27 protein-coding genes are annotated in these 21,380 nt (G+C 55.3%); 18 read left to right on the forward strand and 9 right to left on the reverse strand.

Annotation, left to right across the window (positions count from 1 at the left end):
* The first annotated feature begins 9 nt into the window (after positions 1-9).
* Complete coding sequence (locus tag BJI67_RS16135) at positions 10-201, forward strand: hypothetical protein (protein WP_070074291.1); 192 nt, start codon at positions 10-12, stop codon at positions 199-201.
* A gap of 81 nt (positions 202-282) precedes the next feature.
* Here BJI67_RS16135 and BJI67_RS16140 read toward each other — a convergent pair whose 3' ends face one another.
* A complete protein-coding gene (locus tag BJI67_RS16140) occupies positions 283-735 on the reverse strand; it encodes a hypothetical protein (protein WP_070074292.1) in 453 nt (150 codons plus the stop codon).
* 469 nt (positions 736-1,204) lie between these two features.
* On the opposite strand from BJI67_RS16140, the gene BJI67_RS16145 reads away from it, so the two are divergent.
* Positions 1,205-1,867: a hypothetical protein gene (locus BJI67_RS16145; RefSeq protein ID WP_070074293.1), complete on the forward strand. Its 663-nt coding sequence runs from the start codon at positions 1,205-1,207 to the stop codon at positions 1,865-1,867.
* A gap of 109 nt (positions 1,868-1,976) precedes the next feature.
* The gene (locus tag BJI67_RS18160) at positions 1,977-2,111 is read left to right on the forward strand and encodes a hypothetical protein (protein ID WP_269449633.1); all 135 of its coding nucleotides are present in this window, start codon (positions 1,977-1,979) and stop codon (positions 2,109-2,111) included.
* A gap of 48 nt (positions 2,112-2,159) precedes the next feature.
* Here the strand turns inward: BJI67_RS18160 and xseB are convergent, their stop codons facing one another.
* Genes xseB through BJI67_RS18355 form a run of 8 tightly spaced genes read right to left on the reverse strand, consistent with a single transcriptional unit; the run spans position 2,160 to position 7,682 of the window.
* Complete coding sequence (gene xseB / locus BJI67_RS16150; RefSeq protein WP_070074294.1) at positions 2,160-2,357, reverse strand: exodeoxyribonuclease VII small subunit; 198 nt, start codon at positions 2,355-2,357, stop codon at positions 2,160-2,162.
* Positions 2,358-2,359: 2 nt separating this feature from the next.
* Positions 2,360-4,036 carry an exodeoxyribonuclease VII large subunit gene (gene xseA, locus BJI67_RS16155; RefSeq protein WP_070074295.1) on the reverse strand — a complete coding sequence of 559 codons (1,677 nt, stop codon included), beginning with the start codon at positions 4,034-4,036 and terminating at the stop codon, positions 2,360-2,362.
* Complete coding sequence (locus tag BJI67_RS16160) at positions 4,033-5,079, reverse strand: DNA-binding protein (protein WP_070074296.1); 1,047 nt, start codon at positions 5,077-5,079, stop codon at positions 4,033-4,035. The genes xseA and BJI67_RS16160 overlap by 4 nt, the downstream gene beginning before the upstream one ends.
* A gap of 19 nt (positions 5,080-5,098) precedes the next feature.
* Entirely contained in the window at positions 5,099-5,425 is a 327-nt protein-coding gene (locus tag BJI67_RS16165; RefSeq protein WP_070074297.1) for a DUF6166 domain-containing protein, read from the reverse strand.
* 23 nt (positions 5,426-5,448) lie between these two features.
* Positions 5,449-6,309, reverse strand: coding sequence for a phospholipase D-like domain-containing protein (locus BJI67_RS16170; RefSeq protein WP_070074298.1), 861 nt, complete (start codon positions 6,307-6,309; stop codon positions 5,449-5,451).
* 9 nt (positions 6,310-6,318) lie between these two features.
* A complete protein-coding gene (locus BJI67_RS16175; protein ID WP_156782257.1) occupies positions 6,319-6,756 on the reverse strand; it encodes a hypothetical protein in 438 nt (145 codons plus the stop codon).
* Positions 6,737-7,150, reverse strand: coding sequence for a hypothetical protein (locus BJI67_RS17645; RefSeq protein ID WP_156782258.1), 414 nt, complete (start codon positions 7,148-7,150; stop codon positions 6,737-6,739). The genes BJI67_RS16175 and BJI67_RS17645 overlap by 20 nt, the downstream gene beginning before the upstream one ends.
* A gap of 4 nt (positions 7,151-7,154) precedes the next feature.
* Positions 7,155-7,682, reverse strand: coding sequence for a VRR-NUC domain-containing protein (locus tag BJI67_RS18355; RefSeq protein ID WP_083251039.1), 528 nt, complete (start codon positions 7,680-7,682; stop codon positions 7,155-7,157).
* A 532-nt stretch (positions 7,683-8,214) separates the two neighbouring features.
* Between BJI67_RS18355 and BJI67_RS16185 the strand changes: the two genes are divergently transcribed.
* The 15 genes from BJI67_RS16185 to BJI67_RS16250 all read left to right on the forward strand — a co-directional run bounded on the left by BJI67_RS16185 (position 8,215) and on the right by BJI67_RS16250 (position 21,308).
* Positions 8,215-9,465: a tyrosine-type recombinase/integrase gene (locus BJI67_RS16185; protein WP_070074300.1), complete on the forward strand. Its 1,251-nt coding sequence runs from the start codon at positions 8,215-8,217 to the stop codon at positions 9,463-9,465.
* Positions 9,466-9,833: 368 nt separating this feature from the next.
* Positions 9,834-11,189, forward strand: coding sequence for a hypothetical protein (locus tag BJI67_RS16195; protein WP_070074302.1), 1,356 nt, complete (start codon positions 9,834-9,836; stop codon positions 11,187-11,189).
* Positions 11,190-11,292: 103 nt separating this feature from the next.
* Positions 11,293-11,607, forward strand: coding sequence for a hypothetical protein (locus BJI67_RS16200; RefSeq protein WP_070074303.1), 315 nt, complete (start codon positions 11,293-11,295; stop codon positions 11,605-11,607).
* A complete protein-coding gene (locus tag BJI67_RS17650; RefSeq protein ID WP_156782259.1) occupies positions 11,604-12,188 on the forward strand; it encodes a hypothetical protein in 585 nt (194 codons plus the stop codon). Before BJI67_RS16200 ends, BJI67_RS17650 begins: the two co-directional genes overlap by 4 nt.
* Positions 12,164-12,790, forward strand: coding sequence for a LysM peptidoglycan-binding domain-containing protein (locus tag BJI67_RS17655; protein WP_156782260.1), 627 nt, complete (start codon positions 12,164-12,166; stop codon positions 12,788-12,790). The genes BJI67_RS17650 and BJI67_RS17655 overlap by 25 nt, the downstream gene beginning before the upstream one ends.
* Before the next feature lie 250 nt (positions 12,791-13,040).
* Positions 13,041-13,469: a lytic transglycosylase domain-containing protein gene (locus BJI67_RS18360; RefSeq protein ID WP_083251040.1), complete on the forward strand. Its 429-nt coding sequence runs from the start codon at positions 13,041-13,043 to the stop codon at positions 13,467-13,469.
* A complete protein-coding gene (locus tag BJI67_RS16215; protein ID WP_070074306.1) occupies positions 13,456-13,848 on the forward strand; it encodes a hypothetical protein in 393 nt (130 codons plus the stop codon). Before BJI67_RS18360 ends, BJI67_RS16215 begins: the two co-directional genes overlap by 14 nt.
* Complete coding sequence (locus BJI67_RS16220; protein WP_070074307.1) at positions 13,849-14,160, forward strand: type IV conjugative transfer system protein TraL; 312 nt, start codon at positions 13,849-13,851, stop codon at positions 14,158-14,160.
* Positions 14,161-14,239: 79 nt separating this feature from the next.
* Entirely contained in the window at positions 14,240-14,809 is a 570-nt protein-coding gene (locus BJI67_RS16225) for a TraE/TraK family type IV conjugative transfer system protein (RefSeq protein ID WP_197513419.1), read from the forward strand.
* A complete protein-coding gene (locus BJI67_RS16230; protein ID WP_070074309.1) occupies positions 14,802-15,485 on the forward strand; it encodes a hypothetical protein in 684 nt (227 codons plus the stop codon). The genes BJI67_RS16225 and BJI67_RS16230 overlap by 8 nt, the downstream gene beginning before the upstream one ends.
* Entirely contained in the window at positions 15,478-16,920 is a 1,443-nt protein-coding gene (locus BJI67_RS16235; protein ID WP_070074310.1) for a TraB/VirB10 family protein, read from the forward strand. The genes BJI67_RS16230 and BJI67_RS16235 overlap by 8 nt, the downstream gene beginning before the upstream one ends.
* Positions 16,917-17,462 (forward strand): TraV family lipoprotein, encoded by a 546-nt coding sequence (locus BJI67_RS17660; RefSeq protein ID WP_156782261.1) that lies wholly within the window; start codon positions 16,917-16,919, stop codon positions 17,460-17,462. Before BJI67_RS16235 ends, BJI67_RS17660 begins: the two co-directional genes overlap by 4 nt.
* A complete protein-coding gene (locus tag BJI67_RS16240; protein ID WP_070074311.1) occupies positions 17,459-20,170 on the forward strand; it encodes a TraC family protein in 2,712 nt (903 codons plus the stop codon). Before BJI67_RS17660 ends, BJI67_RS16240 begins: the two co-directional genes overlap by 4 nt.
* Entirely contained in the window at positions 20,167-20,682 is a 516-nt protein-coding gene (locus tag BJI67_RS16245) for a hypothetical protein (RefSeq protein ID WP_156782262.1), read from the forward strand. Before BJI67_RS16240 ends, BJI67_RS16245 begins: the two co-directional genes overlap by 4 nt.
* On the forward strand, positions 20,679-21,308 hold the full coding sequence (locus tag BJI67_RS16250) for a S26 family signal peptidase (protein WP_070074313.1): 630 nt from the start codon (positions 20,679-20,681) through the stop codon (positions 21,306-21,308). Before BJI67_RS16245 ends, BJI67_RS16250 begins: the two co-directional genes overlap by 4 nt.
* Positions 21,309-21,380: the final 72 nt, after the last annotated feature.

Here is a 21,380-nt window from a genome sequence, read left to right on the forward strand (position 1 = left end):
GGTGGAGCAATGCACATCATCGGACATATTATTACGTTCATCGTGATCGTTGCTTTTATCATTGCGCCCCTATGGTATGTCTGGTACCGCGTTTTCATGAAGTTGAGCGGCGAAGAACGAGGTCAGAGTCTCGCGCAGTTCAACAATGCCGACGAGAAAGCCTGGTTGCGCCGCATTTTCTGGCTGAAAATGATGAAGTAATCAGGCCGCTCAAGATTGGGTACAAAGAAAAGGGCCAGATCAAATGATCTGGCCCTTGTTGTTTCTGGATATCAAGTACCTCTACTTGGCAATCGGATGATTTGCGATGCATCGCATGTATGCCTGACGATAGAGATTTTCCCCTCGCGGGAAACTATCCAGATTCTCAGCTAAGCGCCAATCCATTTTGGCAAGGGCTACGTACTTGGGTATACCAGACCATTTACCTGTTTGCTGGTAGTTCCGAACCACATTTTGGATATAGTCAGCACCGATCGTGGTAAATGAAGAGTTTGATGTAGATCCGTTCGGGTCGGCAAACATATGGAAGATCACCGCGACTCTGACGGGCATCGGCACACCGGCTTCTTTCATCTGATAGGCAGCCCCGTTGAGTTGAGCTACCTGCGTGCAAAGAACCTGCTGCTGATACGGAGTGGTCGGTGTCAGTGCCGGATCCTTTTGTGCTGCAACCGCGCTACCCGCTGCCAGAGCGAGGAAAAGCGCCGGGATCATAATTTTGAGTTTCATCATGTCCTGGGTCCTCAAGTATGGAAGTGGTGAAGCCGGTTGCTGCTTAACTCGGGGCGACATTAGCGCGTCGACGTGACCGAGGCAAGAATCCAACCGGGATGTACCTCGATCGATCATGTCATGCTCCTGTCCCGGATGGCCGCCGGGTTCGCAAAGACGCTATGTCTCTGTAATGTATTAAAGGACTTGTGTGAATAATTCTCAATGCGCACACCGAAGAACTCGGCATCGTATTCGCGCTCTCTGGCGAGTCGGTGACGGTCTACCACCCAGTTTCAGAGATGAAACTCGCAACGCTTTTTGCTGAGGGCCCCCGCAACAAGATGACACGGCAAGCGTAGCTTTGAAGTCCATAGGCCGTTGAAACCGCAGGCCAATCGGTGCCGAAGATCGCACCGCATACCGACGAGAAGGGGGCATAATTGGCCGCGGGATAAAAACGGATCAACCCAATAAGGAGAAGATATAGATGTTGAAAGTCGAATGGGGAGCGGCCCCTAAGCATCTGTCTGCGATAGGTCTTGCCATGACGCTGGCAGCGAGCCTTAGCGCGTGCTCTGGCAGAACATCGGACAAAATAGCCAACGCCGTCAACAACAGCTTCAAAAGTCAGCCGGGAAAATGGAGTGTATATATACCCATTTGGTTCGACCAAAGTCTGACCAGGGGACCAACGGGAACAATGATCCTAGCTGGCGCCGAGCATTACAAGGTTACACCTGGATCGGCCAAGGATAAGGTCCTGGCCGAACTGACATCCGCTGGCGATTTCTCGGTAAAACACATGACCGGGATCAACCTGTACCGAGTGACTCCGGCCTTCCAAAAGGGTTTCCCCGCCAGAGTGATCGATGCCCCGCGAGAGGTGCCTCTCCTGGCCCCGAAACTGGATAAAGTCGTCAGCTACTCCAAAACCACCAACAAGAACGGCAACATCACCGCTCATATCAAGTTAACGTTTCACTATATCTCCGGCCCGTCCACCGGAAAGGCTTTGTTAAAACTGGCCGAGCTTACGACCTCGTACAACCCCGCCAGGATGGCCGTTCAGCCGGGAGGTACGATCCTGCTCACCTGCCAGTTCATGCCCACCAATAAAGGGTACACACTTCGAGGTTGCAGTTCGAATTGAGCGCAACCTCAAGGTACGGGCGATTCAATGGCTGGTCCCCGCATGGACTGACTGGCGTCAGCATAATCATGGTTATTGGGTCGGTCGAAATCCGAAACGGAGGTGAGTAATGAGTATCAATACGGGCTTCATGGTGCTTGTAACAATCATCTTTGTCGTATCGGCCGCCCTTGTCTATTTTGTGCCCAAGTTCAACAATTGGGCTGATGAGAAATACGACAAGCGCAAGCAGAAACCGCATTAAGTCCATTATTTCAATCGAAGCAACCAGTCTTTGCTGGTCGCTTTTTTACTACTCCTCGGCCGGCAGGTGCTCCGCCAGGGCCTTTCTCGCAGACTCAATCCGTTCCTTGACCACGGTGTATGCCTTGCTGGAACGTTCGACCAGCGGGACCAGTTCATCGATGTCGATCTCCTGCTGGGTGCGCAGCCGATCTGCATTGGCCTTGAGTTCGGCGTAGGCTTCTTTGAAGCTGGTGGGGTCGGACATGTTCACTGCTCCTGTACTGGCGTGACGGTGACTCTTCCGTCGCGAAATTCGAGTTCGAGTATTTTCTGTTGCGCGGCCCTGGTCTGGCTCGTGACCACATTGCCCGCCTGATCCCGTGCGATCACATAGCCCCGCTGCACGGTTGCGGCAGGTCCGAGCCCCAACGTGATTTCAATAAGACTGCGCGCCTGCTCGGCCGCTCGCTCGATTCGCACGGATACGCGCTCACGCGTGACGCGCACGGAATCATCTGCATGCCCGGCCACCTGGTCGATAATCTGATTGGCGAGCTGGAGGACGGTTCGATGGAGTGTTTCGGCGCGATGGCATTCCTCGGTAAGTCGCCGACTCGCCGTCTCTCGAATCTCGGAATACTGACGCGCTGCCCGTTGGTCAGCCGCCTCGAGCTTGCTCTTGGCGCCTTGCCCGATCGCCTCAGAGAGATGTGCGGTAGTTTGCGCCATCTGCTCAACCAGGTTACCTGCTCCTGTCGTGACGGCAGCGTGCCAGGCCATGGCACGGTCGGCCTGCAGGTCTATCTGGTGACTCGTGCCGGCGCGCACCTGCTCGATATATCGCAGCGACATCTCTGCTGCGAGATCTAGCTGGCGCTGAGCTTGACCGCAGATGGTGCGGTAGTGGTCTTGAGCCTCTGTGGCGTTGGCGATTACCCGTTGCGCGATGTGCCCAATCACTTTTGATGGGGTGTCGAACCGCCGTGCTGCGACGCGGTCAAGGATGGTTTCGTCCCGCTCGTGCCCGATGCCGGTGAATACCGGGATCGTGGCCGTACACACAGCGCGCGCCAGATCCTCGTCATTGAGCCAGTGCAGGTCGGATACGGCCCCGCCGCCACGAATGATTACCAGGGCGTCGGCCGGCTTGATGATGGCGTACTCTGTTGCGATGCGGATCTGATCACGGATCTCGCCCGGCGCGCGCTCGCCCTGGAACAAGGCCTCAAAATACTCGAAGTGAACCAGGCCCAGCTCCTGCAGTCGATCCGCATCTCGCCGGAAGTCACCCAGGCCGGCGGCCCCGACGGGGGCAATCACCAGCACCCGGGTAAACTCAGTGGGTGGTGCTTTCTGACGATTGAGCTCGAAGACACCCTCGGCGCGCAAGGTCTGCTCGATCTTGCGCAACTTCGCCGCCATGTCGCCCAGCGTATAAGCAGGGTCGATATTCGAAACAATGAGCGAGACGCCGAACTTCGTATCGAACTTGGCTTGGACTTCAACGAGCAGTTTGATGCCGGCGGCCAGCGATGCGCCCGTTTCTCGGCAGAAACGTTCAACGACAGCCTTGTGGCTCTCCCAGATGACACCGGTAGCTTTGGACATCAATGTGCCCCGATCTCCGCCGGCATGTTCAACGAACTGCAGGTAGACCGAGCCGTTGCGCTCACGCAGTTCAGAGACCTCGACGCGGACCCATTCTGGCTTGGGTGCCGCTTTGGCCACCGCGGCGCTGAGGCGAGCCAGATATTCAGTCAGGCCTATGCCGGGTGTCGGTAGGACATCGGGGAGGGTCTGCGCTACTTCGGCCGGCAACCACTTCGAGAAAGGTTCGAGGGACACGCCTTCGGGCACGTACCACTGCCTTGCGGCGGGGTTCCACCGGGCGCCCAGCGCCTTGGCGGCTTCCTTCTCCTGGAATGGCACATTGAGCTGGGTCATGCCTTTTGGGTGCGTGTTTTCTTCTTCAACTCACGAGCCAAGGCCTCCACGGCGGCGGCCGCCTCGCTCGCCCTTTGGGTTTGGGCTTCCAGATCCGCTCGCGCACGGCCAAGTTCGCTGACTGTAGCCTTGAGTTCGCCGGCGAGTGACGCACGCTCCTGATTGGCTGCATCGAGCTGGGCGGTGCAGGTTTCCAGCTTCCGAATTAGCTGTTCCTTGTCCTGTTGCAAAGCCTCGACATCAACCCTCAAGCCAGCTGCCGAGGCACTGATCTCCGCCCGCTCACGCTCGGCCTTCAGCAGGTGCTCAGTCTGACTATCGATCCGAGCCTGGGCGGTCTTAAGTTCGTGTTCCAGGCGTTTCACGTTCGCGATCGCCTCTCGTGTTCGCGCAGCCTCCTCCTCATACCGAGCGGTTAGCTGGCGCTCGAGCGCATCGCTTCGCTTTTGCTCCTTGGACAACGCTTCGGCTGCCTGGCGGCGCTCATCTTCCTGTTCGGCCTGTGTGTTGGTCAGCGTGGTCTGGAGATTCTTGTGGATCTCCGATAGTGAGACCAGTTCGTCCAGTGCTGTACGCAGTTTATCGCTGAGCTTTGCGCTAGCTTCGCGCTCATTGTTGAGGCTGTTCTGAATCTGCTCTCTAGCAGCTCTTTCGGAGATGAGGGCTCGGTCGGCCTGATCGACCTTGTCGATCGCCTCGACACGCACCTGCTCGATCTTCTGGCGTTCCTCAGCCAGTGCCTGCTCACGCCCTTCAAAATCTCTTTTGGCTTGCGCAAAGGCCTGCTCGAGCGCGACTTCATAGATTTGGCCAGCGATATCCATCACGGCCTTGGGCGCTGCAATTCCCTGATCCTCGCCTTCCTGGTGGAGACTTTCCAGGTACTTTTGCTGCCAGAGCTTGGTGTATTTGTTCACTGTGGAGAGTGAACCGCGGCCGAGGGTCTTGTGGACGACTTTGTTGGTCACCCATGTCCCAGACTGCATCAGTTCATCGCAGACCTGGAACACTTCTCCCTGGGTGATGTCGGCGGGCAGAGCCATGCTGGCTGATCCTTTGTATTTAGAATTCACGCTTGCCGCGGATGTCATCGACAACCCGCTGAACCTCAGCCGCACTCAGGAACCATGGCTTGTTCGGCGGCATATGGGCGATGACTTGTTCCTTGTATTGTTCGTGATGCAGCAGCGCGATGTCGTCGTCGTAGACGGCGCACAGCATAGCAAGCGCGAGCTGTGCTGGCCCGCGGCCAGGATAACCCCACGTCAATTCACCAGAGATTGAATGGGTGACCAGGTCAATACGCGGATCGAGCAACTTTTTGTTCAGAAGCACATAGCGGTTCACGACGCCAACGACGCCCTCGAAGAAGGCGGTATCAAGGGCCATGGTCATTCCTCCTTGCTTGCTTTTCAGCTCGCCTGCCGCCAGTCGTGGTCAAACTGTCGGCGCGCTTTCTCGAGCGGACTGCCGTTGAACAGCAGGCCCATTTCTCGGTTGTGGTTGAGCGAGTTCCACGAGAAATTCTCAGACCCGACAAAAGCCATATGGCGACCCAGAATGAGCTTTGCGTGCATGTAGGTAGACCGCGGCATGAAACGGATACGTACACCGCTCTGACGCAGCTCTCGGATACGCTGCCGGTCCGCTCGCTCGGCACTGTGCGGCAGGATGAGACGGATGCGGTCCCCGCCGTCACGTAAGGCCCGCATGATCGGGCGGTCGGTATCCAACTCCTCCTGCTCGATATCGACCGGTCCTGGCTGGCGAATCGCCTCTACCAGCGCCGCGGTACTGCCGGGCGACAGAACGAGTACGCGCCGCGGTGCGGTGCCGGCGCGCGTCTCATGCCAGTCTGCATTGAATACGGCCCGAGCCGCTTGCACCACCGGAGTTGCGTCGGAGGTGAGTAGATATTCGCGGTTGCGGTGAAAGGCGGACCAGGAATAGTTGGCCGTACCTATTTCGCACCGAGAAAGCGAGCACACGTACTTCGCGTGATCATATCGGAATCTATCCGGGGAGAACTTCACCTTGGCGCCTGTCGCCTCGACTTCACGATACTCACGCTCGATCTTGTAGCGCCTCATGCGGTATGGGTGCCGATCAAGCATCACGCGTACCTCGACCCCACGGCGCGCGGCCGCGTGCAGCGCGCGTAGGATTTGCTTATCGGATAGGTAATACACATTCAGGTCGACGGACTTGCGGGCGTCCTCGATGACCTGGACAACAGGCTGGGTACCGGCATTGGGTTCGATGTAAAGGTGCATGTTTAGGCCTTAGAAGCCGGCGCGGATGAGGAATAGGACGGTGGCTGCCATCAGCACGAGCGCAATGAACTGGGCGAGGTAGGCCAGCAGGATGCGGCTCAGGCAGGCATTTGTGCTGTGCCAGGGCCCGCCATTGAATTCAGCCTCCTCGATCTCCTTGTTCTGATCGGTCTTATAGGTGTAGCCCACCCACAACATGATCCCCGCCGCAATTGGAATGGAGAAGTGCATGTGTGGCACCTTGATCACCGAAAAATCGGTGACCACGATCATGAACAACAGAGCGGCGAGCAAGTAGGTGCTCACCGCGTGGGATCGCTTACCCAAGGCGCGGTAGTTATCAGCGATCATCCAGAACATGCCGACGGGGCCGGCAGCCAGGCCCAGATAGAGTTGACGAAAGGCAAACAAGGGTCGTTGGGCTTGGCTACTCATCATCATCATCATCATCCTCGCGTTGAGAACCGTCTTCGGTTGGGTTCGCTTTCGCATGTTCGGTGCGAAGCGCATCGATCGCATACTGAGGAACTCGATAACCGATATGCCTGAGTAATTCAAGGGCTTCTAGGGCATCCAGCGGTGTTTTTGCTCTGAGGACGTGTCCATCGTAGGAATAGCCAATGCGTTCACTGATGCAGTGCCGTCTACGAATCTCGCGCATGGTGTTTTCGCGCTCCATCCAGGCTTCCACGGTAGCAATTGAAAAGGGAACCCTGGGCGGCAGCGTCGTTGTATATATCCGGCGCATGGACGCGACTTGAATGGTGATCGTGCCGTGGACATTGTTGTAGACGAGCACATCGCACTGATAGTCGTCATCACTGAATCTGCAGTAGGTCAATGCACTATCGCTCCGAAGGCATCATGACCACGGTAGGCGGCATGGCCATATAGGTGCGAAGGCACGCCATAGCGGCGTCAACGCCTAGACAGACTTGTGCCTGACATCCTTGTTCGCGCATTAATCGAATCCACTCAGCCTGGTGCGGTGTGACGGGGGCATCGAATGGCGGCCGCGCTTTGAACTCGATCCAGAGCATGTGGAACCCGCCTCTGGCCACAGGCAGCAACAGGTCACTCACCCCCTTGCGCGCACCCTGTCGCTTGAGTCGCCACCCCTCATAGCGATTCTTACGTGAACCGCCGTTCGGTATGTGGATGAGCAAATATCCGACGTCCGCGTACTCCACACGGAATTGATCGACCACCACTACCTGTTCTTCCGCCTCGATATCTGACTTTTTGCTCCGTCTGCTTTGGTTCGGGACCTCTGGTGTGTCCTCACAGCGAATCCAGCCTCTCTGGATGGCTTCTTCACGTGAAACGCGCATAGACAGGGGCCTCTGAATCGGGTGCGGGCCTAAAAACGACATAATATGGCGTTACGTAACAGCGTATCACCGCGTTTATAGTGGTTTCAATGTTCAGCTTTTGTGATAATGCATGTTATCTTTAAAGGCAGGCCGGTTACGCGCTTTCCAACACTGGCCACATGATTAAAGATTTACTTGGAAACCCGTGTATCTACCTGTTTTTTATTAGTTTTTTCTTTGGTTACGACGAGCTGGGTCAGTGGTTTCGGTCAAAGAATGCTGTCAACGACGCGCGCTATGTGTTCCGGTGATCTGGCGCCACCTCATAATGTCCTTTGTCTTTTGTTTTCAGTGACTTGCGATTATTTTGGTACGGTATTACAGTGGAGGGGCATGGCATGGTTTTGCGTGTGAGGTCAGAAGGTCGCAAACACTTCGTGGTTGGACAGACATATCCGTACCGTGGTCTGCTGAGGCGATCGGGTGCGCGATGGGACCCAATTCGCGGTAGCTGGTGGTGCAAAAGTCGTGCTGAAGCTGACGAAATCGTTGAAAAAACTAAGCATGGGGCCAGCAAGGCCAGGTGAGCTTGATGGCAGGTGATATTGAAGACACCAGCCAAGCGATCGAGCCGAGCTTTGCACCCGATCAAGATACGCTGTCTATCACGGAGGCCAGCGCCACGCTGATCAGCCGGCTTGGTCCCTTGCTAGATGGGAGCCAGGGCGTAAACCGGCAGCGCCTCGATGATGGCAGCATACGAAGACCCAAAATGATCGAGGCCAACAACGACCTCGAAGCAATCAACGCCTTTCTGCACAAGCACAACGAGAATACGCGCACGGTCCGAGTCTATCGTAAGGAGTGCTACCGTCTCCTGAAATGGTGCATTGAGATCGCCCGTAAGCCGATGTCCTCGCTGACGGGCAGTGACCTGAGTGAATATCGAGATTTTCTTGCTGCCCCCCCGGCTTCCTGGATCAATGTGAACAGGGCAAAGAAAATCCGGAATAACACGATCAATCCGGAGTGGCGACCGTTCGCAAAGGCCGGCATGTCACCGCAGTCCATTAAACACGCCATCGTCGTGCTCGGCGCCCTCTTCACATACTTGGTCGATGCAAGGTATCTGGATGCCAACCCAGTCAAGTTCATGCCTCGCCGTGCCGGCAAGGTCGATGACGCTGAAATCAAGTCCGCCACGCGCTTCAGATTCAAGGGAGAACGGCATCTGACGACGGAAGACATGAAGTATGTGGATCAGGTGTTGCGAGAGGTCGATCCGCGGACCCGGTGGGCGTTTCAGCTCATCCGGTTTACAGGCATGCGTATCAGCGAAGCGGCGATCCACCAGATGTGTCACTTCGTCCGGATTGGCGGCGTATGGATGGTCATGATCACTGGAAAGCGTGGCAAGACTCGCCAGGTTCCGGCCACAGACCGGCTTATTGAAGCGTTGATCGAGTGGCGCACACACCTTCACATGACCCCACTACCTGATAGTGAGGATACAACGGCTCTGATATGCAAGAGCTACGACAACGCCAGCAAAATGACACCAGGCTATGTAGGCGAAATGGTGTCATCGGTGTTCAGGATGGCGGCCGTGCGCGCGGAGGCGCACCCCCCTAAAGGTGAAGACAGCGCAAAACGGCTACGTGTCGCGACGGCTCACTGGTTGAGACATCGCTTTGCCACAGTGCTTGCCAACGACAAAGACAATACCATGAGAAGCGTGCAATCACTGTTGGGTCACGAAAACATCAATACGACGGCTCTTTATTGGCATGTCGAAGAAGAAGAAAACATCGAAAACATGAAAAAGAACGGGCCGAAATTCTAAGCTCCAAATAATTAACCCAATAAAAACGCTCAAGGCTAGTGCCTTGAGCGTGCGGAGCTATTGAAGTAGATCAGGAGGCGGCGTCGATGCCCCCCTGATCTGGTCGAGGTAAGACTTGGCGGCCTCGACAGTCTCAAGTCTTTCTGAGTCACGCATGATCGCGCGCAACTCTCGTGTTGAAATCCCGTAAACCTCTTCCTGCTCATCCTGGCCAGGTAGGCGATTGTCTAGGAATAACGTGTGGTTCATGTCATGCCCTCCCGTCTACGGCAATGCACAATGCAGCCGTTCGCACTTGTCCTTGTGCTGCGAGAGCGTCTAAGATCGCCTACAACGCATGGTATAATACTATTCTACGGAGGCAGCTCATGAAGTCGTTTGTAGCGATCAGTGGATTGATGGCATCGGTTGTCTTGTTAGGCGGGTGCGCAGGGACCACCGGGGGTCTGAATGCTTTTGGCCGCGCTCTGGAAAGTGTGGGTAACGCCAGCCCAATACATAAGCACTATGTTTACCAAGTAAACAAAACCCAGGCCCCGCTCCCTGCGGATCTCGAACACCCCGCCACGGTATGGGTTCCTGCCGCCTATACCGGTGATGGACAGGCACACCTCTATATCAATGGGCGACCTTTGTATTTACGAGGGGAGATCGCAAATGTTGCGAGCTTCGTGAAATCAAGGGGAGGGTATCTTGTGGCGATCCGCGAAAACAATCTGCGGGTCAGCGGGCAGCCCATGCCTCTCCAGCGGCCCGGCATCGTGTTTTATCGGGTCTCTGTTAAAGGTGCGCTCGAACATCAGGTCGGCTATTTCGTAACGTCACCCTTCACACAGGTCGTGAACACAGGCAAGGCGATCTACCTGCAGGAAACAGAGGGCACCACATCACAACCCGTGCTCTACCGGTACGTTGGGTATAGCGAGAGTGGGCGCCAGGTATCAGGCCCGCAAGGCGTGCCCTTTGCATCCCCTACGCCGCACGGCGGGTGGTTCGTAGAAGAGATTACTGGGCGCTCGGGGTACTTTGATGTCACGCCCGGGTACAAGGCGAAGATCCTGCTGGAATCCAAGACTGGCGGGGTTACGGTGGTAACGCCCCAGCTTAATGTCCCATATCACGAGCGGTCATGGATACACACGACGAGCGCATTTGTTGATGAGGCGCCTGTCACTGATACCGCGCGAACTGGGGTAATCCTGCGTCTGTATACCGGACGATATAGCGGACTTGACCTGGTCAAGCTAGATCAACCCATGAAGCAAACCTGCGAAGGGCTGATTGGAAAAATATGCCAGCACCAAGGCGTCTACGATGCCGCAGTGACGGGGTTTGTAAACCCCAATACCGTGCGCCTATCTACCATTCTGTTTGGTAGCCCGGGACAGCCGTACCTAGCGATGCCATATCAGATAGGCGGACCCACGCCTTATGGTGTGGTCAATGCGGCGGGCGCGATGTCTGGTGCAAGCAAAGGACAGTGGATCGATCTGTTCCCGGCCAGAGGTGCGGTGCGAGGCAATTATGCGTTGCCAGCTTACGGAATAATCGGTCCCGGTGTGGCTGTTATCGTGAATGCCGACGCGGGAAGTACTGTGGCCGGACTCAGTTATGAGATTCAACAGAGCTCGGCTGGCGAGAATGTCTCTGTACTAAATCCGAATCGTGTTAGTCAGTTCCTGGCATCTTATGGGTTCAGACAAGTGCCGGTACTCGTGAAGTAATTGGGTCCCGTGAATTGTATCGCGGGGTTGGTTATGCGTGGCAGTTGGTATTATACCAACCGATGTTTCACATCATGGAGTAGTCATCATGGGTAGGGGTGGAATGGGTCTGTTTTCTATCTCAAGCTTGGCGGTGGCTGGTTTCATCATCTACATCATCATCGGCAGTACGCCGACAGAGCGGATCACGCGAGCATGCATGCCTGTGCCGTGGACCGCCAATCTGAGCGTGTCCATCCTGGAGCTGATCAAGGCAGATTCGGATGTTGCGCCGACAACGAGTTGGTTCCAGAGCGCGAACTACGGTTGTGAATTTACGCTCTGGCGTTTGTTTTACCAGAACGACTACAACACCGCTCAAAAATCCAAATTGGCGAGTAATACAGGCGTTCCTGCGTCTCAGGGCACGAGCCAGTGAAATTCCACCGCCTGCGCCTGTTTCTCTGTGGTCTGCTGGTTTTGGCCCCAACTGCATGGGGTGCACCTCGCTTTGTATTGGTACAGATCGCGGCATTCACGTGCCCACGCTGTCAGAGCTTTGATGCTCACGAGTTTGCCGCTGTTCGGAATGCTGTTCGGCAGGCAGGTGGCGAATATGATTTTGCGCCGGTGCCAGAACATGGCGAAGCAGGTATATGGGGTCCGCGGATGTACTACGCCGCCAGATTAATTCCAGGTGAAGAAGGCCCGGTGCGTAAAGCGTTGTTTGAAGCAGCAGAGGCCAATCTGAAATTCAAGAATGGCGCATCCGTCGTGGCTTGGCTGGAACAGAACGCCCCTGGTGTGTATTGGGGCCGTTACCTACAAGCGGTAACAGCCAGGAATATCGGAGTGCGCGCTGTCGGTCGTGCTGCGAAGCTGTATGAGAAGTTTGGTGGTGGTGACTTCCCTGTATTTATCGCTCTGAGGGACGGTAAAGCGAGTCTTGTTGCTCGGGGCGGCTCTATCTCGGCATTAACCTCGAAGGTGATGACATGGGTTTCAAATCAAAACTCCTGAGTGCGGCACCGCTGCCCTTGTTGTGCATATCGGCGCATGTTTACGCAGCCTCGGTACAGTCGTCGATCGTATCAACCGAGCCATACCTGACCCAGGGTGTGGAGGTGCAGCGTGGAAATACCTGGTACTTAGGGACGCGGTCTGATCAGCATGCCTTAGAAGCACACATGGATCGCTCTGGTGTCCGCTATACGCAAGAAGCACACCCGCGAGCGGCGCCTATCCACCTGTTTGCTGAAAGCACGATACCTGCACAATCACCACAGCCAAAGCCACAGCCAAAGCCAAAGCCAAAGCCTAAGCCTAAGCCTAAGCCTAAGCCTAAGCCGATGAAGATGCGTTCACTAGAGCAGCATGCTGCAAGTCTGCAAAGACAGATTAATTATGAGATGGCGCACCTACCACCGCTCCCGCAAGCAAACTGCACTACTTTCTACTACCGCGTCCTCAATGGGGACAGCCTGTCGCTCATAGCTAAGCACGTTCTTAGGAACGCGAAGGACTGGCGGATCATCTACACCGCAAACAAATCGCTCATAGGTGACAACCCATCAGACATCATGGTGGGCCAGGTCCTCAAGGTTCCGGTCGCTGCGAACTAAACGCGAGTCGCCATCACCCCGCTGCCACCAGACCGCGCGCCGCGCGGTCTTTTGCTTTTTGCTAGAAAGATGGGCTACTGGCCCGCTTTATTGCGAATTAGTACTTATTGTACAAAGCCTTGCGCGCCTTCTTAGCCGGGGCTAACACCACCCCCTTCGGCACATTCCTTAGATAAAACTCTCCGGGTTGCATTTCGCTTCCGATTGCATAGTATTATACCATCCGCCTAATGGTATTATACTACGCGCCATGTACTGCATCGCAAACATAGCCAACAGTTACCAGATCCCCGCAGGTCTGATCCTCGCGGTGCGAAAAATTGAAGGCGGGCGAGTCGGTCAAGCAGTCAAGGATCCGAATGATTCCTATGACCTCGGCCCCATGCAGATTAATTCGGTTACCTGGCTTCCCGTTCTAGCGCGTCTGCATATCTCCCGCGCGGACGTTCTGCGTAACCGATGCACGAATATCGCAGTAGGCGCCTGGATACTCCGTAGAGAGTACGGCCGATATGGCAATTGGTTTCAGGCGGTCGCTGCGTACCACGCTGGCCCCTCGCGGGCAGCCACATCTATCGGGATTAATTATGCCCGGCGGGTGTTTTCTGTATGGGGCCAGCAGCCCCTGCATTCATCGACAAGCCAACCTGTGGAGTACACCAACCATGAAGCTCCGTAATACCGTTATGAAGTACAGCCGCAAGGCGAAAGTGATGGCGGGTGCCGTCGCCCTCAACCTGACCATGGTCGCCGTGGCAAGTGCGCAGAGCCTTTCCGCGTATACCGGCGGCGCCGGCACCTGCTCGACCACGGGCGGCACCGCGACCGATCCCTTCACCGGCCTGCTGTGCTTGCTGGAAGACTGGACCACGTCCTCGCTGGCCGTTGCGCTCGCCGTTATCGCCCTGGTAATCGGCGTGGTGGTCGGTTTGTCGCGTAGCACCTTCGCACCAGCCCTGGTGGGCTTGGGCGTGGCGGTCGTGTTCATGGTGGGTCCCAACGTGATCAGCTACGTCGTCACAGGCGCACAGCTGGTTCCGCACCTCGTCGGCGCATAAATGGCCGGCGCTTCAAATCGGTCCGCGGTGTATCGAGTCCCCAAAGGGCTCGATGCGCCTGTGCCGATTTTGTTCTGGGAGCCCCCCGAATTTATCGGGGCGGTTTCTATCGCCGAATTTTCGATGTTTTTTCACGCCACTTTGATTGGTATTGCTGCTTCGGCATTTGTACTGGTTATGGCGGGCAGGATGAACAAAGACGGTGTCAAGAAAGGCCGCTCAAGTCATGTGCTGCATGCCATGGGTATCCCGATTGATCCGGCGTTGAACAAGCAAATGCCACCAGTCCGCATGCCCGAGTACGTTGACTGATTGGTACTGCGGGGGCCCTTTTCGGCCCTCGCACTTTTTAGGTGAATGCGGCACCCACCGCTTGATGGAGTCGACCAACATGAAATTTCTATCCGCGTTGAGAAACGAGGCGAAGGACAAGCGCGCCTGGTTCACCATTGCCGTGTTTCTTGGCCTCATCAATCTGTATCAACTTCATATGATCTCGGACCTTTCTGGCCGGGTGAATAACGTACTAATTCCCTTCGGTCTTGTGCGTGGCCACGTCCCGGTGAAAATGACCGCGGACGTCAATATTCAAAACGCTCAATATCTAACGACGCTCGCCCTCAGCGACATGTCTTTGTTGACCACCTGGACGCCTAGTACCGTCAAATTCCAGATGGCGCGATTTATTGCGCGACTGTCTCCTGACTACCAAGGCGGGCAGGAAACCGTGCTGTTGCATCAGGCCAAACGCGACGAGAACAAAGCGTTCTCACAGACCTTCTTTGTGAATGGCACATCGGTGCGGGGCAATTCCGTAACGCTGTCCGGAATCCTCGAGCGTTGGCAAAAAGGTGCTCCGGAGTCCAGCGCAAGCATGCAGTGGACTTTCACATATCAATGGGTCGACGGCATTCCGTATATCAGCAATGTTTCCGAAAAAGAGGTGAAGTCCAATGCGTAATGTCCTGCTATCTAGTGCGCTGGCGGGCCTGGTCGCCGCCACTGCTACGGTCGCGCACGCTTCTCCCTCATATCCGGTTCTGACCGTTCCTGAACATGGTGGTTATGCGCAAATAAATCTGCCGGATTACTTTTCGAAAATTGTGTTCCCACCAGGGACAGAGCTCGATGGTAAGGCGGTCTCTCTAAATCACGGCAAGACAATCTTGCTCAAGTTCATGCCGAACAGCATCAAGGGCACCCTCATCGGGTTTATTTCACTGCAGAACGGGCAAGTTATCCGCGTGGGTTTTCGCCAGAGAAAAGGGGCTCCGCCTCCTGTCTGGTATGCGCCAGGCCGCGATATCAGTATCCATCACTGGCACACCCCCCCAACGCTTCACTGGATCGTCGGCGCGATGCGCTCGACTGTCATGTACGGCAAACCCAAAGGCATGGTCCCTGTTCACTTGCCTCCTGCAGCAACCATCGGTGCCATCAAAGCCTCTCCTCTGGCGGCCTGGAGTAGCGGCGGGTACACCCTCCTGGAATATCGCCTGTCCTCAAAGACACTCACCGCGATTGAGCCGCGTGACTTCTACCGGAGCGGCGTGGTCGCGGTTTTGACACAAGCGGATGTTGTCTCCCCCGTACATTCGCCGGCCATCCTGATACTGGAGCGGTCCCAGCATGAGTGAAAAGCCCAAGATTACTAAGCCCAAGAATCCTGAGAGCGCAGGCTCATTCCTACGTTCCTCGAAAGGCAGAATGGCCGTGTTCGCGGGTGCAGGCGTGGTTTTGCTGATATTGATCGCCCGCATGATGGGTGGCGGGCAATCGCATTACAGGCCGCCTCCGCCGAAACCGATCAATACGACTCCGGGTACCAATAACCTCTACGACCGCACGCTCAGCGACCGCGTGCAATCGCTTTCCTCTCAGAACCAGCAGCTCCAGAGCCAACTCGATACCTTGACTACAAAGCTGCAGAACCTGCAGCAGACCCAGGTCAGGATGGCGCATGAAGAAAAATCGGCATTGTCGAAGCAAGCTGGCGAGTTGAGTGCGGCGCAACGTGAAGCCGAACAGCGTGGCAAACATACTCCGACGCCACCTAACAGCAAGGCGCCTGGATCAGGCTTTAATCCTTCGTCATACAAGATGCCACCACAACCGAATGGGGGATATGTTCCGCCGCCGCCTCCAGCGGGTGGCTATTCTGGAAACGCGCCTGAATCGAGTTCGGGCAACGCCAGTGTGAGTTCGGGTCCCGCACCGCTAGAAATCGCCAATGCCAACGCGCCAGCAAAAGCGAAGACCCTCAAGGTTAAGTGGAAGAAAAACCCGTACGCGGGATACATGCCGGCGGGATCTTTCGCCAAGGCTGCGCTGCTGACGGGTGTGGACGCAGGCACCTCTGACTACACGCGATCGAATCCCCAGCCCATTCTGATGCGTGTTCAATCCAACGCGCAGCTACCCGGCGCGGCCCGCTATGGGATCAAGGCCTGCTTCCTGATTGGTAGCGGCTACGGGAACCTCAGCGCAGAACGGGTCTATATCCGGCTGACGCATATCTCCTGCATTTCGCAGTCCCTTGGCGGTGTTGTCGCCTCCCCGATACAGGGGTACGTCGTTGACTCCGACGGTGTGCTGGGTATGCGTGGGCGGGTGATCAATCGCACAGGTGCACTGCTAGCAAAAGCATTGCTGGCTGGTTTTGCACAAGGCGCTTCATCCATTGCTCGTATGGCCAGCGAATCGGTGACGACGTCGAGTTTGACCGGCGCAACCACAGCGACAATCTCACCGAACAATATCCTCAAAGGTGCAGGTTTCGCCGGTATTGGCGGCGCCGCCTCAATCCTCGCGCGCCAGTACATCAAGGAAGCCTCTTCGATCTACCCCGTTATAGAGGTGCCACCGGGTCGCAAGGCAACGGTCGTGCTGACCAAGGGCGTGAGTCTGAAATGGAGTCTGTACACAGGACTTTATCACCCCGTGGTGAACGCTCCGCATGACGGCACGATTCCGGCCGCTGGCAATGACACTACGGGAGCGACCACAAGTGGGACGCAGCAAGCATCGTCCACGTTGTCCCCTGTTACATCGACATCTGGAGCCCACTCATGAATATGCGTTTGTTGAGTTTTGCCTTGATCGTTCCAGTAGCTGCCGTCTCATTGGCTGGGTGCGCAACACAGGGATATGGGTGCCCGTTGAGCGATAAAAAAGGGTATTGCGCGTCCGTATCGGACACGTATACCGCGGCAAGAAAAGGCGGTGGAGATACCGAAAGTCTGTTTGCGGGTGACAGTCCGAAACAGATTCATCACCCGCACGCACACATGATAAAGACACAACCGACTCGGTTTATCCCGTTGCCGGCGCCACCTACCGGTGGCACGCCGGTTTACACACCGGGTGCCCCTTGGCGTGTGTGGATTGCCCCCTGGTTCGACGCAGTAAATGGCGTCATGCACGGAGGCAGTTATGTCTTCTTTAGCACGCCTTCCCACTGGGCCTACGGGTCGTTAGGGAATCCTGGCGTTGCATCTGGTCTGTTGGGGCCAATCCAGCCGCAGGATCTTGGCTTTACCCCAGGTCAGCAGGCCTCTGGTCAAACCAACAGTGGCGCGACTCAACCTCAAGAAACCTTGGTGCATTCGAAATGAGCGGACTCAGCATGATGATGCGTCGGCTGCGCCGGGCGCTGGATAAAAGAGCGGATTTCACATCAGAACTCCCGACGTCGTCACTGCCTGTGGCTGCCGCGGATGCTTTGCTTGAGCGGTACTCGCTACTCGCTGATTTTCTGCCCTACAAGGAATTCGACAAAGTACGAAATGTCGCCTACCTCGACGGCAAATCAGGTGCAGCTGCTGTATTTGGTATCGCCTTTTCCCCGTTCACCATTGCGGGTAGTGACACAGAGTCTGGTATCGAGGAATTAATAAAAAAGGCTCCAACAAATAGCGTGTTGACGTTTGGCCAGTGGTGTTCAACGGATTTTCATCATGTGATGAATTCGTGGGCTGCTGCGCGTTCGAATACAAACGACCCGGTCCTACAAAGCATTGCAATAAACAGGGCTGATCACTTCAAGCGCTGCATGTATGACGTGTCACTCATCCCATCGGAGCCGCTTCACCCCCGGTCTTCGCGATTTATGTTTTTTGCGAGGATACCCTTTGAAGGGGATCACGCTTCTGACGAGGATCTCAAGGAATTCGAGCGCCTGGTTCAGGAATACCAGTCATCCGCCGTTGGCGTTTTCAAGTCATTGGGCACCAGCGGTGTCCATCTGATGAAAGAAGATGAGTGGACGCGCCTCTTGCGGCAAATGCTGCATCCCTCGATCAGTGCCGAAGAATTGGACGAACTCAAAACGTCTGAAATGGGATTCCCTGAAGGCGTGCACGAGTCTGACACCATGATTCGCGTTTCTCGTGGTGCTGTAAATTTCAGATCAGGTACAACTGAGAAAAATGTTCGCGTTGTACCGATCACGGTCGATGTCTACCCCGATGAATTGCCATTGGCAAGGATGGGGCAAGTTGCTGGCGATGCCTTTGCTCAGACCTCACGGATCAGCAGCCCCTTTTGGCTGTATACCAATATCCAGGTTCCCGATCCGGACAAGATCAAGGGAAAGGTACAGATTGCATACGGCATGGTTTCGAAGCAGTGCATGTCGGATAGCGCGTGGTTCAAGTCTATGGTCCCGCAGGTATTTGAACGACGTGACGAAACTGATGCTTTCTTGAAGCAGCTCAGAGATCGCCATGAAGCGGTGCGCATGTACACCGGCATGAATGTCTACGTGCACAACGATGTCGCTGATAGCGAGGTCGAAATGGCCCTCAAGATTATGCGTAACGCTGGTTTTAGGGCGTCGAGGGAACCACATATCACTTTGCCGGTGTTCCTGGCGTCATTGCCGGGGATCTACAACGAAAGTATCGATCAACCCAACAAGGGTTTGCGTCGAGCATCCGTCGTTTCAAGTTACAACGCCGCATGTGCGTCTATCGTGCAGGGAGACTGGCAAGGTAACGCACCCTGGAACAACAAGAAGGCGGGGCGCATTGAACATTGCGGCATTCCCTATGTATCAAGGCGCGGCGAGCTGGCGTTCTTCGATTTATTTAACTCCGAGACTGGCTACAACGCTTTCATCGCTGCTCGCACCGGCTCAGGTAAATCGGTACTGGGTAATGAGTTAATCGCAGATGTGCTTGCTCGAGACGGTATCTCGCGCGTGATCGACGTGGGTGGTTCGTACGAGAAGGTCAATAAAATATTCGGTGGAGAAGTCATCCGATTCCGACCTGATCAGCCTTTGTCAATGAACCCATATTGGGGGATGGATGAGGATGAGAGTGCCGATCGAGTAAAGCCCGGCGATTCTGAGCCAGTCGATGACGACGATGACCTCATCGCCAAGGCTGCCGTGAAAAAAGGCACGATGCTGGCCGAAATGCTGCCGTTGCTTCGTGATATTACGATCGCAATGGCCTACCCGACTTCCATACCGAGTGATTACACGCGTATGGCAGTCCAAGACTGCATCGTGTCAGCGTTCCGTCGTGTCGGAGGCGAGATGGGTGCTAAAGACGTGTACGAGGAAATGGCTCGGCATGAGGACCCGCGCGTTCAGGATGTTGCGCTTCAAATGAAGCCCTATGCAGTGGGGCACCTGGCCGCATGGTTCAATGGTGAGCCCGAAATTACGTTCAAAAATAGATTCACTATCCTTGAGCTCGAAGAACTCAACGCAGATCTCGACTTGCGTGGCGTCGTGCTCCAGCTCGTAATTCAATATATCGAGCGTGATATGTATAGAAGCGACCGCTCTATACACAAGCTGTGTCTTTTGGACGAAGCGTGGGATCTTTTTTCGGGCAGTTCCTCGTCGGGTTCTAGTAATTCCACAAAGAGATTTATCGAGACAGCATTCCGCCGTATGCGGAAATATCTCGCGAGTGCAGTCGTCATTGTCCAGTCACTTAAAGACAGTGCTGCATCACCAGCCGCGATGGCTGCGTATGAAAACTCGGCATGGAAAATCATCATGCTGCAGGAAGATATCGCGATTAAATACGCCCAAGAGAATGGGCTTATCCCCGATCAGCAATATGATATCGACATGCTCAAATCGATCCGCCGAGGTAGCGGATTTTCAGAAATGGGTATTGTTTCTCAGGATGGCGTCAATGTGGTTCGCTTCTGTCTCGACCCGTACTCATATTACGTGTACACGTCCGATGCCAGTGACAATGCCCGTCTGACAGCCCTTGAAAATGAAGGTTTGACGGTCGATGAGGCGGTGTCTGCTTTAGCTCACGCACGTATTACGGAGTTGATGGGAGGGCAGTCGTGATGACCAAGTCAGGCGCATTTTCTATTGCGGCACTCGTGATCGGGTCAGCGGCTCTGGTGCTCGGGCTCAAGGCCAATTACGACATATCAAATCAGCACGTGAAAGTCGTAACCGTGGATATGAGCAGGATTATCAACGCAGAGCGCGCTTCGGTTGCCCAGATACTCAGTGGTGGCACTCCTGCGGTACAGCCCAACGGGTTTCCGTCACAGTTGAAAGACACCCTGGCTAAGGTCGCCGGTCCCAATACGATCATCCTCGTCAGGCAGGCAGTTGCGATTCCGCATGTCGCTGGTATCCCTGACATCACGGCCGCTGTGCTTAAGCAGCTCGGACTGCCTGCAACGCTCGCGCACTTGCCCACGCCGATGCAGAAGGTCAATGAGCAACTAGGCAGCACCGGCTTCTCATACAGCCAATATTTCAAGGAGCAAAGCAAGAAAGAGGAGCAAACGGCCATCAGCATCATGAAGGCCGCCCAGCGAGCCAGACAGGGAGAACAAGCACCATGACCGGCGCCAAACTAAAACGCATTGCATTTTTGTCTCTAGCCTATGGTGTTTGGGCGCTGGCCATTCCACTTCTGGTGGTGGTGGGCATCAACAAATTCACGTCCTGGCGCGTCATCCTCAACCACACCCAGTCTATGCCGGTCGGGCTGTATGTCCTGCATATGGGTGTCGACCCTGATACGCTCAAAATCGGACAAATCGTTGTGGTCCGATACCAAGCTCCGAAGTGGGCCTACGTCCAGAACATCACACATGAGCACGAGTATTTCATCAAGCGTGTCGGCGCGTTACCTGGCGCCTATGTGGAGCAATTCGGTACCAAGATTTTCAGATGTGGCTCAGCACATGTCTCAATCCCCAGTGAGACCTGCTCACTTATGGGCGTGCGAAAGCAACAGGGTTTTGATGGCTATAAGTTCCCAACCTTAAACCTGACTTCGCCTGTGCCGGCCGGGCACGTTTATTTGCGGAGCTATTACGCCTATGGGACAGGGTTTGACTCGCGCTATCTGGGCTACTTCAAGTTGAACCAGGTGATGGGAGTTGCATACCCGCTCTGGACACAAATACCACCCAAACCTGGCGCCAGTAACGCGGCTAAGCATCTAGTGTTGAGCGGCCAGTGATCTTGTACTTTATCGACCGTCTCTAAACGCTGAGTCGTTCTGAATAGCTACTGGACGCGGGTTAATATCTCT

It is taken from the genome of Acidihalobacter aeolianus (genome assembly GCF_001753165.1).
Taxonomy (GTDB): domain Bacteria; phylum Pseudomonadota; class Gammaproteobacteria; order DSM-5130; family Acidihalobacteraceae; genus Acidihalobacter; species Acidihalobacter aeolianus.

Coding starts and splice junctions, on each gene's coding strand:
- xseA (WP_070074295.1), bottom strand. CDS start 4,036: ATGACCCAGCTCAATGTGCCATTCCAGGAGAAGGAAGCCGCCAAGGCG.
- BJI67_RS16160 (WP_070074296.1), bottom strand. CDS start 5,079: ATGGCTCTGCCCGCCGACATCACCCAGGGAGAAGTGTTCCAGGTCTGC.
- BJI67_RS16145 (WP_070074293.1), top strand. CDS start 1,205: ATGTTGAAAGTCGAATGGGGAGCGGCCCCTAAGCATCTGTCTGCGATA.
- BJI67_RS16165 (WP_070074297.1), bottom strand. CDS start 5,425: ATGGCCCTTGATACCGCCTTCTTCGAGGGCGTCGTTGGCGTCGTGAAC.
- BJI67_RS16200 (WP_070074303.1), top strand. CDS start 11,293: ATGGGTCTGTTTTCTATCTCAAGCTTGGCGGTGGCTGGTTTCATCATC.
- BJI67_RS16215 (WP_070074306.1), top strand. CDS start 13,456: ATGAAGCTCCGTAATACCGTTATGAAGTACAGCCGCAAGGCGAAAGTG.
- BJI67_RS17660 (WP_156782261.1), top strand. CDS start 16,917: ATGAATATGCGTTTGTTGAGTTTTGCCTTGATCGTTCCAGTAGCTGCC.
- BJI67_RS16140 (WP_070074292.1), bottom strand. CDS start 735: ATGATGAAACTCAAAATTATGATCCCGGCGCTTTTCCTCGCTCTGGCA.
- BJI67_RS16250 (WP_070074313.1), top strand. CDS start 20,679: ATGACCGGCGCCAAACTAAAACGCATTGCATTTTTGTCTCTAGCCTAT.
- BJI67_RS17655 (WP_156782260.1), top strand. CDS start 12,164: ATGGGTTTCAAATCAAAACTCCTGAGTGCGGCACCGCTGCCCTTGTTG.
- BJI67_RS16240 (WP_070074311.1), top strand. CDS start 17,459: ATGAGCGGACTCAGCATGATGATGCGTCGGCTGCGCCGGGCGCTGGAT.
- BJI67_RS16195 (WP_070074302.1), top strand. CDS start 9,834: ATGAAGTCGTTTGTAGCGATCAGTGGATTGATGGCATCGGTTGTCTTG.
- BJI67_RS16220 (WP_070074307.1), top strand. CDS start 13,849: ATGGCCGGCGCTTCAAATCGGTCCGCGGTGTATCGAGTCCCCAAAGGG.
- BJI67_RS18355 (WP_083251039.1), bottom strand. CDS start 7,682: ATGTCGTTTTTAGGCCCGCACCCGATTCAGAGGCCCCTGTCTATGCGC.
- BJI67_RS16225 (WP_197513419.1), top strand. CDS start 14,240: ATGAAATTTCTATCCGCGTTGAGAAACGAGGCGAAGGACAAGCGCGCC.
- BJI67_RS18360 (WP_083251040.1), top strand. CDS start 13,041: ATGTACTGCATCGCAAACATAGCCAACAGTTACCAGATCCCCGCAGGT.
- BJI67_RS16170 (WP_070074298.1), bottom strand. CDS start 6,309: ATGCACCTTTACATCGAACCCAATGCCGGTACCCAGCCTGTTGTCCAG.
- xseB (WP_070074294.1), bottom strand. CDS start 2,357: ATGTCCGACCCCACCAGCTTCAAAGAAGCCTACGCCGAACTCAAGGCC.
- BJI67_RS18160 (WP_269449633.1), top strand. CDS start 1,977: ATGAGTATCAATACGGGCTTCATGGTGCTTGTAACAATCATCTTTGTC.
- BJI67_RS16185 (WP_070074300.1), top strand. CDS start 8,215: ATGGCAGGTGATATTGAAGACACCAGCCAAGCGATCGAGCCGAGCTTT.
- BJI67_RS16175 (WP_156782257.1), bottom strand. CDS start 6,756: ATGATGATGATGATGAGTAGCCAAGCCCAACGACCCTTGTTTGCCTTT.
- BJI67_RS16235 (WP_070074310.1), top strand. CDS start 15,478: ATGAGTGAAAAGCCCAAGATTACTAAGCCCAAGAATCCTGAGAGCGCA.
- BJI67_RS16230 (WP_070074309.1), top strand. CDS start 14,802: ATGCGTAATGTCCTGCTATCTAGTGCGCTGGCGGGCCTGGTCGCCGCC.
- BJI67_RS16135 (WP_070074291.1), top strand. CDS start 10: ATGCACATCATCGGACATATTATTACGTTCATCGTGATCGTTGCTTTT.